Below are 13,850 nucleotides of genomic sequence, written 5' to 3' on the forward strand. Positions count from 1 at the left end.
CCGAACGTCACCGCTTCGGCATGCCCGCCGGGCGCGCAAGTCGTCTTTGTGCGGCGATGCGGAAAGGCGCGTTCATGGCGCCGTAGCCTGCATAGCCGCCTCGGCGTTCGATGATTTCGAAGAAGAAGCCTTCGCCGAAGGTGCGGCTGTAGATCTGGAAATATTCGCCCTTCTCGTCGCGATCATAGAGGATGCTGGCGGCGCGCAGCGCATCGGAAAAATCGGGCTCCAGACCGAAGCGGGCTTCGAGATCATCGTAATAGTTGCGAGAGATCGGGAGTGCCTGGAAGCCGAGGTCCTTGAGCCGGGCAGCGGTGGCAAAGATATCGTCGGTCGCAAACGCAATATGCTGGATGCTGGTGCCGAAGCTCTCTGCGAGAAATTTGCCGGCAAAGGTCTTTCGGTTGTCGGCCCCGTTCATTGTCACGCGGAAATACGGCTCCGGGTCGCCCTCGATCGCCTGGCTGCGGACGAGTCCGCCCGGATCGACCACATCGACCATGGGCGTGCGGCGCACGGCGAAGATCGAGTGGTAGAAGAGCAGCCAGGTCAGCATTTCCTGATACTGCGTGGTCTGCGCCAGATGGTCGATCCGGGTCAGGTGCGCGCCCTCGGCCTCGGCAGAAAGCAACGAGAACTCGCGTTGCCAGATGCCGGAAAGCTCCGGCGTTTCATCCAGGAAATAGATGACGCCATTGCCGACGCCTTGCACGGCGGGAACCGAAACTTCGCCGGATTTGCGATCCTCTGAAAACGCCGGAGCGCCGAGCGCGGTGGCGCGGGCGAGCGCGTCGCGGGCATTGTCCACTTTCAGGCCGAAGGCATAGGCATTGGTGCCGTGAACGGCATAGGAGGCATCGGCGAATGTGTCACCGGTCTTGTCCGTATTGATGACAATCCGGATATCGCCCTGCGTATAGAGTTCCACGGCGCGATTGCGGTGCTCTGCCGATTTCACGAAGCCCAGCGTGATCAACAGGGCAGCCAGATTGTCCTTCTCTTCCGCGGAGGTCGCGAACTCCACGAATTCGACGCCACGCGCCTCGACGCGGTCAGGCATCACCGGTGCCTCAATGGCGATATCCGGCTCCAGCCTTCGCACGCGATCCATCAGGTTGACGAGCGAGCGGTGGCCGTCTTCGGCAAGCGCCTTGGCCGAGCCACCACGGAACTGGTCGTTGAAGATTTCGAGCGACAGCGGTCCATTATAGCCGGTTGCCGCGACCGCACGCATGAAATCCACCACCGGCAGGTCGCCTTCACCCGGCATGTTGCGGAAGTGGCGGCTCCAGTAGAGCAGGTCCATGTCGAACAGCGGCGCATCGGCAAGCTGCACGATAAAGATCTTGTCGCCGGGAATGGAACGGATCGAATTGGGATCGATCTTGCGCGACAGCGTGTGAAAGCTGTCGAGGATCAGGCCGATATTCTCGTGGTCAGCGCGCCGCACGATCTCCCAGGCGTCGCGATGGTCGTTGATATGCCGGCCCCAGGCGAGCGCCTCATACCCAACGCGCACGCCGTGGCGAGCCGCAAGTTCGCCGAGTTCATGGAAATCGCCGGCCGCACGGTCGATGCCGCCGATCGAGATGGGCGACACGTTGGAGCAGATCAGCATCAGGTCGGTGCCGAGCTCGCCCATGATTTCGAACTTGCGTTCCGCCCGTTCGAATGTACGTTTGCGCTGCGGCTCCGGCATGCCTTCAAAGTCGCGGAACGGCTGGAAGAGCGTGATCGAAAGCCCGTGATCCTTGACCATCTGCGCCACTTCGCGTGGCGAGGCGTCATAGGTCAGGAAGTCGTTTTCGAAAATCTCGACGCCGGTAAAGCCGGCCTTGGCGATGGCGGCCAGCTTTTCGGGGAATTCGCCGCTGATCGAAACGGTGGCAATCGAGGTCTGCATTGAGGCAGGCGCCCGGCGGGTCTCGCGATATGCCATATTGCCATCCTTTCCTGCGTTATGTACTGCTTGGTTAATTAAGAGGCGAAGCAGGCGCATGCGCGGCTTCGAGGGAGCACTGATGAGAGAGGCGACTGAGGTGACAAAGTCGAAGGAGGCCAAGCCCGCCGTCCGCGATCCCGAGGGCGTCCGGCGTGATATTCTCACGGTGGCGATGGAAGAGTTCTCGCAGAACGGCCTGTCCGGTGCGCGCATCGACGAGATCGCGGCGCGCACGAAGACGTCGAAGCGCATGATCTACTACTATTTCGGCGACAAGGAAGGCCTTTACCAGCGCGTTCTGGAAGAGGCCTATGGCAAGGTCCGCGGCGGCGAACACGACCTGGAACTGGACGCGCTTGATCCGATTGCGGCCCTCGACAAGCTCTGCCGCTTCACCTTCGATCATCATCGTGCCAACCCGGATTTCATCCGCATGGTCATGGTGGAAAACATTCACCACGGCCGGCACATGCAGATGTCCAAGACCATTCGCGACCTGAACCAGCCGGCGATCGAGGAACTGGAAAAGGTGCTGCGGCGCGGTCAGGCGGATGGGCTGTTCCGCGAGGGCCTGACACCGCTGGAACTCCACTGGCAGATCAGCGCGCTCTCTTTCTTCAACGTGTCGAACAGCGCGACCTTCTCGCTGATTTTCGGCGGCGATCTGTTCACGGACGAAGGCCAGCGCAGACTGTCCCGCCATGTGGCGGATATGGTTCTGCGCTATGTCCTTCGCCCTGATCATTTCGACGCTATCCTTGCTGACAATTCGTAAGTCATAGCCTACATTCAAGTCAGGCCGCCTTGTCGGAGGCGCAAAGCCTGAGAAAATCGGCGCTCATACGCGCCGCATCGGGCTCGCGGCCGCAGAACAGCCGGAACGCGCCCACGGCCTGGTAGACCGTCATGCCGCCACCGGGCAGGATGCGGCAACCTCTTGCCTTTGCCGTCGCCAGCAGCTGCGTTTCCAGCGGTACATAGACGATATCGGCCACCCAGTGGCGCTGCTGCAGCAGCGCGGGATCGATCGGCATGCCGGGATGCGCGAGCATACCCACCGGCGTCGCGTTGACGAAACCGTCGGCCTGCGGAAGAGAGTCCGCAGCATCGGTGACAGCAAAGGCACGTTCCGCGCCGAAGCGGGCATTGAGATCATCAGCAAGGCGCTGCGCGCGCGCCGGATCCTGATCCAGAATGTCGAGATGCCGGATATCGAGTTTCAGCAGCGCATGCGCGACGGCGACACCGGCTCCACCCGCACCTGCAAGAAGCGCGCGGCTGCGCTTCACATCCGGAAGGCCCTGCGCAAAGTTCTCATAAAAACCGTACCAGTCCGTGTTGTGTCCGATCCGTTTACCGTCCTTGAAGACGACGGTGTTGACCGCACCCAGCATGCGGGCATCTTCCGACAGCGCGTCGAGCAACGGGATCACCGCCTGCTTGAACGGATGGGTGATGTTCGTGCCGGCAAAGCTCCTCGCCTGCAGCTCGGCGACCAGCTCGGGCAGCGCGCTTTCTGGCAGGCCCCGCGCGGTGATGTCGACCAGCTCGTAAATATAGTCGAGGCCGTGCGCGGCGCCTTCATGCATATGAAGGGCCGGCGATTTGGAAAGCTGTATCCCTGCGCCGATCAGGCCGACGCGATAAGTCGTTTGCGATGTCATGGTCCGAACCCGTTTGGCGGTTTGGAATTTCAAGAAACTGCGGAGGCCGCGGCCTAATGATGAGCGAGGATTTCGCCAAGGAAGGCGCGCGTGCGCTGATGCTGCGGATTACGGAAGAATTCTTCCGGCGGCCCTTCCTCGATGATCTCGCCCGAGGCCATGAAGACGACACGGTCTGCGACCTGACGGGCAAAGCCCATTTCATGGGTCACGCAGATCATCGTCATGCCGTCACGGGCGAGCCCGATCATCGTGTCGAGCACTTCCTTGACCATTTCCGGATCGAGCGCCGAGGTCGGCTCGTCAAAGAGCATCGCCTTCGGCTCCATGCAGAGCGCGCGGGCAATCGCTGCGCGCTGCTGCTGGCCGCCCGAAAGCTGGGCCGGATATTTGTCCGCCTGATCGACGATGCGCACGCGCTCGAGATACTTGCGTGCGGTGGCTTCAGCTTCCGACTTGGAGACCTTCTTCACCCGCATCGGCGCGAGCGTACAATTCTCCAGAATGGTCATATGCGGAAAGAGATTGAAGCTCTGGAACACCATGCCCACTTCGCGGCGCACGGCATCAACGGCGCCGGTGCTGTCAGTCAGCACCGTCCCCTCGACCGTGATCTTGCCCTCCTGGATTTCCTCCAGATGGTTGATGCAGCGGATCAGCGTGGACTTGCCCGAGCCGGAGGGGCCGCAAAGGACGATCTTCTCGCCCTTTGCAACTGAGATGTTCACATTCTTGAGGGCGTGGTAGGCGCCATACCACTTGCCAACGCCTTCCATGGCGATGAGTGGCGTCTGGTTTGCGGTGGTCTGCGGCATGGTCGCCTCCCCTTACTTCACGGCGAACGGGATATCGGGCAGCGAGTCCGGGAAAGCCGGAACGTCGCGCTTCATCCACTTGGCATAGATCTTGGCCAGCGTGCCGTCGGACTTGATCTTGTCGATGAAGCTGTTGATCGACTCGTTCCAGTCCTTCTCACCCGGACGGGTGCCGGCGCCGTTATAGAGCGTCGAAAGATCGAACTTCGATTCATACTTGCCAGCGGCTGCCGTGTTCAGGCGGTCGCCATAGAACTGGTTCCCGCCAACGGCTTCTACCTGACCTGCAATCAGCGCCTGGATATTGGCGGCGTCGTCGTCAAAGCGCAGGATGTTGGCGGTCTTGGCGCCGGCCGTCAGGGACGTGTCCATGGCGCTCGACTTCGGAACGCCGACATTCATCCCCTTCAGATCGTCATAGCCGGCAATCTTCTTGTCCTTCGGGCCATAAACCGACAGAACGTTGCCGGCATAGGGCTTGGAATACTGGATGGTCTTGGCGCGTTCGGCGGTCATGCCCATCGTGGCGAAGAGTACATCGACCTTGCCGGTCAGAAGCGCCGGAATGCGGTTCGCCACGGCCAGCGGCACGAACTCGGCCTTCACACCGAGAAATTCGGCGTAAGCCTTGCCGATATCGGCGTCGAGGCCGTCCTGGACGCCGCTCGAGTTGACGAAGCCCCAGGGCGAGTTGTCGCCCTGAATGCCGATGACGACCTTGCCGGCCTTCTTGGCGTCCGCAAGCGAGCCGGCAAAGGCATCGCTGGCATGAAGCGCCGGAAATACGGCGACTGCGGCGGCCGCCAGGGCCAGAAGGCTACGGCGCTTGATGGATTTCGGTTGGTTCATCTTTTTGCTCCTCCTTAAAAAGCTGATGAAATGGGCATGCGTGGGTCTTAACGGGTTGCGGTCTGCAGGCGGCGCTCGGCTCGGGCGCCCCAGAGCGACAGAGGCCAGCAGATCAGGAAATACATGACGCCGACGATGGCAAAGACGGTGAGTGGACGGAACGTCTGGTTCGAGACGATCTGGCCGGCGCGCGACAGTTCGACAAAGCCGACAATGGCGGCAAGCGACGTACCCTTGATCAGCTGCACGAGGAAGCCGACCGTGGCGGGCAGCGAAATCTTCAGCGCCTGCGGCAGGATCACATCCTTGATGCGCGAGACATAGTGCAGGCCGAGCGCCTTGGCGGCTTCCGTCTGGCCCTTCGGCACGGCCTGAATGCCGCCGCGCCAGATCTCGCCGAGATAGGCGCTGGCATGCAACGTGAAGGCGATCGCCACCGCAATCCAAGCATCGACATTCAGACCCACCAGCGCCACGCCGTAATAGACGACGAAGAGCTGCATGAGCAGCGGCGTGCCCTGGAAGATCGCGATATAGCCGGTCGTCGCCTTTTGCAGGACCTTGCTTTCCGCCGTACGGGCCAGCGCCACAAGAAGACCGAAGACACCGCCGCCGATGAAGCCGATGATGGTCAGCGCCACGGTCCATTTCAGGCCCTGCAGCAGGAAGTAGAGTTCGTTGAAGCCAATCGATGCCATTTCGCGCGCCTCACTTGACCGGGTAGCTGAAGGAAATGCGGGAAATGAGGGCGAAGACGCCCATCATCAGCGACGAAATGATGAGATAAAGCACCGTGATCGAGAAATAGACCTCGAAGGAGCGGAACGTATCCGCTTCGATCTTCTGCGCCACCGACGTCAGTTCGTAAGCCGCAATCGACGTACAGACCGAGGTTGTCAGCGTCAGCATGATGAACTGGCTGGTCAGCGACGGATAGACCGCGCGCAGCGCCGGCTTGAGCACGATGAAGCGAAAGATCTGCGCCTTGTGAAGCCCCAGCGCCAGTCCTGCCTCGATCTGCCCCTTCGGGATCGCATCGACGCCACCGCGAATGATTTCGATGGCATAGGCGCCGCCATTCAGCGCCAGCGCGATGATCGCGGTCACGGTCGGGTTGAGCCTGACGCCGAGCTGCGGCAACGCGAAGAAGATGAAGAAAATCTGCACGAGGAAGGGCGTGTTGCGAATGACTTCAACGAAACCGATGACGAGCGCCCGTAACCAGGCAAAGCGGGAACGCCGCGCAATCACGCCAAGAACGCCGATGACGGTGGCCAGCGACATGCCGGCAATGGCGAGCCCGATCGTCGAAAGACAAGCCACCAGAAGCTCGGGCAAGCGCTCGAATACCGCCGTGAAATCCAGACTGTAAGACATTCTTCCTCCCAAGGCACCGCGGCTGCATCAGAAACGAGGCCCGGTTTACCCGGCAATCCTCTGCAATGCGCCACCCTCCCCTTGCCCGAACGAAACACTCCGAGTTCGTCCCTGCAAGAATGTTTGTACCAGTTAGTTCATAATCGCGTCAAGCCGAGATTTGACCAGACAGCCTTTCAGGCCGATGGGCCGCGTAGGTCACTTTCAGCTTGCAGGACTGACCAGCAGAGCACGGGTCTCGGCTAAAGGCCGCGCCCGGCTTGAGAGCTAAATATATGAGCATTTTCAGAAAGCTAACTGAAGGAAGTTAGAAGCCTGACATGTCCGCCGCGCCGGGATTACCCCCTCCGGCGTGAAGGTTCCAAGGTAGTTAATAGCCACATCGTCTATATATATAAAATTAACTATCCCACTTTACCGTCCATGACGATGCGCAAGGGGCGCGCTTCGACCTCGAGGATAGACATGTCATTTTTCCAGAACATCAGGATCATCGCCAAGATAACGGCGATCGTCAGCAGCCTTATTGTCGTCAGCCTGGCGGTCGCATTCTTCAGTTACACATCGAGCGCGACGCAATCGCAAAATGCGGCGTGGACCGATCATACCTACGAAGTGCTGGAAAGAGTCTCTTCCATGATGGCCGCCATGGTCGATCAGGAGACCGGCATGCGCGCCTACCTGCTCGCCGGGGACCCTAAATTTCTGGAACCGCAGATTGCCGGCGCCAAGGCATTTCAGGAAAACTGGTCAGCAGCGAAGAGCCTGACCTCCGACAATCCGGCCCAGCAGGCTCGCCTCGACGATGTGGCGAAGCTGGCAGAGACGTGGAACAGCTCGGTCGTAAAGCCCGAAATGGATCTGATGAAGGACACGTCCACCCGGGAAAAAGCGCGCCAGATCGAAATCTCCGGTGCCGGCAAGGCCTCCATGGACGGCATTCGCGCCAAGGTGAAGGAGCTGGAGGACGCAGAGACCTCGCTGCTGTCCAAGCGCAAGGCCGACGCACAGGCCGCAGCCACCATGGCCAAGACCTCGGCGCTCGCCGGAGGCATCGTCATGCTCATCCTTTCGGTCAGCGGACTCCTGCTTCTCAACGTGACGCTCGTCAGTCCGTTGCGCCGCCTGAACGATTGCATGCTGGCGCTGGTCAAGGGACAGAACGATATCGACGTCCCAGGCCGCGCCCGAAAGGACGAACTCGGCGACATGGCCGGCGCGGTGGAAACCTTCCGCCAGACCGCCCTTGCCAAGATTGAGAGCGACCGTGCCGCCGCCGAAAGCCGGTCCATGAGCGAAGCCGAACGCGCCCGTATTGCGGAAACCGACCGCAAGCGCGCCGCCGAAATGGCCCAGGCGACGTCCGGCCTCGCCGATGGCCTCAAGCAACTCGCCAACGGCAATCTGGTCTTTGAACTTCAGGAGCCCTTCGCCACCGAATTCGAAGGACTGCGCCAGGACTTCAACATCGCCGTCAACCAGCTGCGCGACACGCTCGCTGCCGTCGCAGCCGCAACATCAGCCATTGACGACGGCGCGCGCGAGCTCTCCTCGGGCGCAAACGACCTCTCCAAGCGCACAGAGCAGCAGGCCGCATCGCTGGAACAGACCGCCGCCGCACTCGATCAGATTACCGCAAACGTCACGACCTCGTCCAAGCGGACTGAGGAAGCGCGCAGCATGGCTATCGACGCAAATAAGTCGGCACACTCGTCCGGCAATGTCGTCTCCAATGCCATCGACGCCATGCAGCGCATCGAGACCTCTTCCAGCCAGATCTCGAACATCATCGGCGTCATCGACGAGATTGCCTTCCAGACCAACCTCCTCGCGCTCAACGCAGGCGTCGAGGCAGCACGCGCAGGCGACGCCGGCAAGGGCTTCGCCGTGGTCGCGCAGGAAGTTCGGGAACTGGCACAGCGCTCCGCCCAGGCCGCCAAGGAGATCAAGGACCTGATCCGCACTTCTGCGGACGAGGTCGAAAGCGGCGTGAAGCTGGTGACGGCAACCGGCGACGCGCTGAAGGTCATCGAGCAGCATGTTGTGGCCATCAACACTCAGCTGGACGCCATCGCCACCTCGGCACGCGAACAGTCGGTTGGCCTGGCGGAAGTGAACACAGCCGTCAACCAGATGGACCAGACGACCCAGCAGAACGCGGCCATGGTGGAAGAGGCGACCGCTGCCAGCAGCACACTTGCCTCGGAAGCGGACAAGCTTCGCCAGCTGGTCGGTCGCTTCCATCTCGGCGAACAGCGTCGGTCCTACGGCAATGCCGCCGCATCAAGACCCGCCGCCGCAAGCCAGCCCCGGCGCGCTCCGGCACCGGCCCCAAGCCATGCCTCTGCCCCAGCAAGATCCGCAAAGCCGGTTCGCGTCGCGTCCGGCGGTGCAGCAGCGGCCGCAGCCGATAGCTGGGAGGAGTTCTAATACCAAGGATCAGGCGGCAGAGAACCCCGCACTGTCTGGATCTTATCGATGAGGCTGACGTGCCGGGCGGCCTCATCTCTTTTTGAAAACCCTCAAGCTAGGATATTGACCGCGCGCGCGGCCACCAGCGCCAGCGTCAGCAGCGAGACGGCAGCTTCCGCCATCGAGAGAAGTTTCGCCCGTGCCGATAGCGGCATCGTGTCGGTCGGCGAAAACGCGGTGGCATTGGTAAAGGCCACGAACAGATAATCGATGAAGCCGGGCACCCAGCTCCGATAGGCAGGATCCGCCATCGACATCTGCGGAAACAGGAAATCCACATGCTGTTTCGAGGTCAGGCCACGGCTGGCGGGCCCACCGCGATCAATGCTCCAGAACCAGAGCGCAAAGGCGATGATATTGGTGCACCAGATGTTCATCGCGTCGATCAACAGCGTTTGCGCCGGGCCGGCATGCCCGGTCAGCAGGGCCTTGAGCAGGAAATAGAGTGCAACAAAGTTCAATAGCGTGACGAGAATGGTGAGCCCCAGCGCGGTGCGCCGGATCATCCGCCTGCCACGGGCGACAAGCCGGAAATGCTCATCTGTCGTCGCCCGCCTGGCCTTGTGCTGCGCCCAGGCCGTGGCAACCGACAGGGGGACAAGCAACAGCAGCTCCACCGCCGGTCCCAGCCACCGCGACCACAGGGCGAAATCGTTGACCAGCAGCAATTGCAGCATCGCAATGACGAAAATGGCCGAACGCGCCATCCAGAAATCGGCGGCTTGCGTGTGAAGAAGGTGATGGTGGTGATTCTGATTTGTCGTCTCGGATGTGGACATGAAAACACCTTTGAGCGCCTCACCCGACAAACAGCCGGGTCTCGAATACAAAGAAGCCGCCGCCGGAATCGACGCAGGCTGCGCATCTACCCCATCGCTACCACAAAAGCGGGCATGGCCCCGCCCCTGCCGGCCTCCGCCCTGAACCTGCGCGCCGTGTCCAGCGCCTCGCGAATTGTCACGTCCATGTCGAGATAGCGATAGGTCCCCAGCCTTCCTGCGAAGGTCACGCCCACTTCTTGCTTGGCCTTCTCGACGTAATGCGCCAACAGCGCCTTCTCCTCGACAAGGCGGATCGGGTAATAGGGCGTGTCGCCCGGCTCGCAGGCGCGTGCGTATTCGCGATAGCAGACCGAGCCTTCATGCGTTTCCCACGGTGCGAAATGCTTGTGCTCGGTGATGCGTGTATAAGGCACCGATGCCTCGCCATAATTCATCACCGCGCAGCCCTGGTAGTCACCCTTGAAGGTGAAGCACTCGAAATCGAGCGTCCGATAGCCGAGCCGGCCATCCTCGTAGTCGAAATAGCCGTCGAGCGGACCGCTGTAGAACACATGCGCGTAATCGCCCGCCTGCTCACGACGGAAGGTCTCGCCCAGATGCAGCTTGATCCCCGGATGGTCAAGGATGCGCTCGACCATGGCCGTATAGCCGTTTTCCGGCATACCCTGGAAGCGATGGAAGAAATAGTTGTCGTCGTAGTTGAAGCGCACCGGCAGGCGCTTGAGGATCGAGGCCGGCAGGTCCGACGGCGCACAACCCCATTGCTTGCGCGTATAGCCATCGAAAAACGCCTCATAAAGAGCACGCCCCACGAAGCGAAGCGCCTGCTCCTCGAATGTCTGCGGGTCGGTGATCGACGTATCCGCCTGCGCCTCGATGAAGGCCTTGGCTTCGTCCGGGCGAAACGTCTTGCCGAAAAACTGGTTGATCGTGTGCAGGTTGACCGGCAGGGAATAGACTTGGCCCCCCACCGTCGTCTTCACGCGGTTCTTGTAGGGCAGGAAGGTCCCGTAGCGGTTGACGTAATTCCACACCTCCTCATCGTCGGTGTGGAAGATATGCGGCCCGTAGACATGCACCAGCACGCCAGTCTCGCCATCCCGTTCGGTGAAGCAATTGCCGGCAATGTGGCTGCGGCTGTCGAAGACATCCACTTCGTAACCCGCCTCGGCCAGATCGCGCGCGATGACCGCGCCGGTCAGCCCGGCCCCGACGGCGGCAATCCTCCCCTGCCCGACCGTCATCGGCGCGCCGCCGCTTCCGCGGTCCACAGCCGCTCGTCGAAGGGGATGGGCGCGAAGTCATGCATCGCTGCAAGCTTTGCCAGATACTGCGCCCGATAGGCCGCATCGTCCTGATAAACGAGATTGGCCTGCACAAGTTCGGCGCCGATTTCGTAATAGGCATCGAGGTTGCGAAGATCCGGCACCGGCGTTTCACCACGCTCGGCCTCGCCTTGCATTTCCCAATAGATGTCCTCGAGCCGGCGCGCCAGACCCGGCATGTCGCGCAGCACGCTGGTCTCGCGCTTGGCAGCCAGCTGGTCACGCACCGTCTGAAGCGATTTCGGATCGCGACCGAAGGCGATCGCCCGCGCCACATAGTCTTCGGGTCCGTTGCAGATCAGGTCCGGCAGCCCCGCCGCATGCACGATCGAATGGCAGAACCGCGCCGCAAAGGTCTTGCCTGGGAAAGTCAGTACCGGAAGACCGACGGTCAGCGCATCAGCCGCCGTCGAATGGGCACCATAGGGGAACGTATCGAGGAAAAGATCTGCAACGCCGACGCGAGCCAGATGCTGGGCGTTACCGGCCTTGGGCGCAAAGATGATCCGCTCCGGCTCGATCCCAGCCGCCTTGGCGAGATCGCGTAGCCGCTGATCGACACTGTCGCCGCCGGTCAGAATCCAGAGTACGCTCTTCGGCACGGAAGAGAGGATCTGCATCCATTGGCCGAATGTCGCTTCGGTGATCTTCTGCATACCGTTGAAGCAGGCATAGACGAAGGCCTTTTCCGGGAGACCTGCTTCCTTGCGCGATGGTTTTGCCGCGATCAGCCGCTTGCGATCGAGAGGTTGCGTGCAGGGAATGTATTTGACCTTTTCGGAATAATAGATCCGGTTTTCTTCCGGCACGACCAGTTCGTCAGTGATCATGTATTGGTGGAACGGGCTGCCCATGGAGCCGGGATAGCCACAGAAATTGACGATCACGGGCGCCGGCCTGTAGGCGAAGATGCGCGTACGGGCATGCTTGGTATAACCGTTGACATCGATCAGGATGTCTATGTCGTCGCTCGCAATCAGCCGCGCCGCATCCTCGTCCGTCAATTGCCCTATATCGCGCCAGCAGTCGATGGCCGCTTTCATGCGGTTCTGTGTCGGGTCGTCGACGACGGGGTCGCCGCAATAATAGGCGTAGATCTCGACACGTTCCTTGTCATGCAGCTCCAGCACCTCGCGCAGCGCGAAGCCGACTGCATGGTCCCGCAAGTCCGAGGAGACGTAGCCGACACGCAGCCGTGCTCCCGTGCCCACCTTGCGCGCCACTGTCTTGCGCGGATGCCCGCTCGTATCCGGACGACCGACCAGCGACTTGTTGTAGCGATAGGCCTTGGCCAGCTGAAAGATCGGATCGTCGGAGTAGCTGCCGAGCGACAGCGGCGACAGCGCATCGATGAGTTGCCGCAGCGAAACATAGTCCGAGGGCGTCAGGATCGGCCATTTGCAAAGACGCTGGCGGATGGCGCTCCAGTGCTGACCCGTTTCCAGCTTGTCCGGGCGAAGCTCGATCGCCTGCCACATATAGCCTTCGGCCTCTTCCAGCAGCCCGGCATTTTCCATCACGCGACCAATATGCTGCAGGACCATGACCCGATGGGTCACCTTGTCGGGCGTTGCCTCGGCCGTCAGATCGATAAAGCTGCGCCATTGATTGATCGCCAGCACGCCGAGCCCGGCATCTTCATAGGCGCGGCCGAGGTTGATCTGCGCTTGCCCGAACTTCGGGTCGAGCTTGATGGCCATGCGCAGGGCGTGGATCGAGCCCGTCAGGTCCCCCGCCTGCCGCAACGTGACAGCATAATTGAAATAGACGAGATGCAGAAGCGGATGCGCCTCGTTATAGGCAAGCCAGGCCTTGTAGACCTCGATCGCCTCGGCGGGTGCACCGGCCGCCGCCCGAGCCTCCGCGTAACCGAAGAGATCCGTCACCGACAGGCGCTGCAAACGCGCCATCTCGATCATGTTGGCAAATGCCGCCGCTGCTGCGTCCGCCTGTCCCTGCCCCTCGGTCATGCTTCCCCCAAATCCGTTCATGGCGCCTGACCCTTCCCGAGTCGTCACCGCTACGAATATCCAAAGGAGCTTGCCCTAAGCCTGCCGCAACCGGCAGGTCATGAGTTCTAACGCAAAACGGACGGATGCTGTGCATCCGTCCGTCGATAGTCGTTCATTCGATCCGCGGGATCAGATTGCCTGGTAGGCAAGCACGAAGGCAGAAACCTGGGAGGTGTTCATCGCCTGGAGCTGCGTGGTCTTGATACCCTGCAGCTGGGTACTGGAAAGAGCGGCAATGTCGGTCGTCGAAAGACCGGCAACCGCCGTCGTGTTAATGGAGCCAATTTCCGTAGGCGTGAATTTCCCGAGGTTCTGTGTAGAAAATGCTGCTATCTGCGTAGAACGCAGTGCCGCGACCTGCGCCGAGGTCAAGGCGTCCGCCTGATCCGTTCCGAACCCCGAAATCTGCGTGCTGGTCAGCCCGGTCACGCCGCTTGTGCTCAGCGATGCGATGCCGGTGCTGATGGCGCTCAGCTGACCGGCCGACAGAACGCCGACCTGCGACGAGTTCAGCGCGCCAAGCTGCGTGGAGGTCAACCCGGCGATCTGACCCGTGCCGAGTGCTGCCACCTGGCCCGTCGTCATCGCCGCAATCTGCGTCGTCGTCAGACC

General features: G+C 61.2%; 11 protein-coding genes and 1 pseudogene. 2 read left to right on the top strand and 10 right to left on the bottom strand.

From position 1 onward, the window contains the following. Positions 1-7: 7 nt before the first annotated feature. Positions 8-1,903: a bifunctional sugar phosphate isomerase/epimerase/4-hydroxyphenylpyruvate dioxygenase family protein gene (locus ABID16_RS21530; RefSeq protein ID WP_354558445.1), complete on the bottom strand. Its 1,896-nt coding sequence runs from the start codon at positions 1,901-1,903 to the stop codon at positions 8-10. A gap of 118 nt (positions 1,904-2,021) precedes the next feature. Here ABID16_RS21530 and ABID16_RS21535 point away from each other — a divergent pair, with 118 nt between their 5' ends. Continuing rightward, positions 2,022-2,717, top strand: coding sequence for a TetR/AcrR family transcriptional regulator (locus ABID16_RS21535; RefSeq protein WP_354558428.1), 696 nt, complete (start codon positions 2,022-2,024; stop codon positions 2,715-2,717). 19 nt (positions 2,718-2,736) lie between these two features. On the opposite strand, the gene ABID16_RS21540 is transcribed toward ABID16_RS21535, so the two are convergent. From ABID16_RS21540 to ABID16_RS21560, 5 genes are read right to left on the bottom strand one after another with little or no spacing between them, the layout of a single operon-like run. Beyond that, on the bottom strand, positions 2,737-3,606 hold the full coding sequence (locus ABID16_RS21540; RefSeq protein WP_354558429.1) for a shikimate dehydrogenase: 870 nt from the start codon (positions 3,604-3,606) through the stop codon (positions 2,737-2,739). Positions 3,607-3,659: 53 nt separating this feature from the next. Continuing rightward, complete coding sequence (locus ABID16_RS21545; protein ID WP_354558430.1) at positions 3,660-4,421, bottom strand: amino acid ABC transporter ATP-binding protein; 762 nt, start codon at positions 4,419-4,421, stop codon at positions 3,660-3,662. 12 nt (positions 4,422-4,433) lie between these two features. Continuing rightward, the gene (locus ABID16_RS21550; RefSeq protein ID WP_354558431.1) at positions 4,434-5,270 is read right to left on the bottom strand and encodes a transporter substrate-binding domain-containing protein; all 837 of its coding nucleotides are present in this window, start codon (positions 5,268-5,270) and stop codon (positions 4,434-4,436) included. A 47-nt stretch (positions 5,271-5,317) separates the two neighbouring features. After that, positions 5,318-5,968, bottom strand: coding sequence for an amino acid ABC transporter permease (locus ABID16_RS21555; protein ID WP_354558432.1), 651 nt, complete (start codon positions 5,966-5,968; stop codon positions 5,318-5,320). Positions 5,969-5,978: 10 nt separating this feature from the next. After that, entirely contained in the window at positions 5,979-6,647 is a 669-nt protein-coding gene (locus ABID16_RS21560) for an amino acid ABC transporter permease (RefSeq protein WP_354558433.1), read from the bottom strand. A 465-nt stretch (positions 6,648-7,112) separates the two neighbouring features. On the opposite strand from ABID16_RS21560, the gene ABID16_RS21565 reads away from it, so the two are divergent. After that, positions 7,113-9,077, top strand: coding sequence for a methyl-accepting chemotaxis protein (locus tag ABID16_RS21565; protein ID WP_354558434.1), 1,965 nt, complete (start codon positions 7,113-7,115; stop codon positions 9,075-9,077). A gap of 92 nt (positions 9,078-9,169) precedes the next feature. Here ABID16_RS21565 and ABID16_RS21570 read toward each other — a convergent pair whose 3' ends face one another. The 4 genes and pseudogenes from ABID16_RS21570 to ABID16_RS21585 form a co-directional block, all read right to left on the bottom strand. Next, the gene (locus tag ABID16_RS21570; RefSeq protein ID WP_354558435.1) at positions 9,170-9,898 is read right to left on the bottom strand and encodes a hypothetical protein; all 729 of its coding nucleotides are present in this window, start codon (positions 9,896-9,898) and stop codon (positions 9,170-9,172) included. Positions 9,899-9,984: 86 nt separating this feature from the next. After that, positions 9,985-11,145, bottom strand: coding sequence for a UDP-galactopyranose/dTDP-fucopyranose mutase family protein (locus ABID16_RS21575; RefSeq protein ID WP_354558446.1), 1,161 nt, complete (start codon positions 11,143-11,145; stop codon positions 9,985-9,987). Continuing rightward, on the bottom strand, positions 11,142-13,196 hold the full coding sequence (locus ABID16_RS21580) for an O-linked N-acetylglucosamine transferase, SPINDLY family protein (RefSeq protein WP_354558436.1): 2,055 nt from the start codon (positions 13,194-13,196) through the stop codon (positions 11,142-11,144). Before ABID16_RS21580 ends, ABID16_RS21575 begins: the two co-directional genes overlap by 4 nt. A gap of 171 nt (positions 13,197-13,367) precedes the next feature. Then, a pseudogene (locus ABID16_RS21585) lies at positions 13,368-13,850 on the bottom strand (beta strand repeat-containing protein); the annotation flags it as partial.

This window comes from Limnomicrobium aquaticum, from assembly GCF_040545545.1.
Lineage (GTDB): Bacteria > Pseudomonadota > Alphaproteobacteria > Rhizobiales > Rhizobiaceae > Ensifer_A > Ensifer_A aquaticum.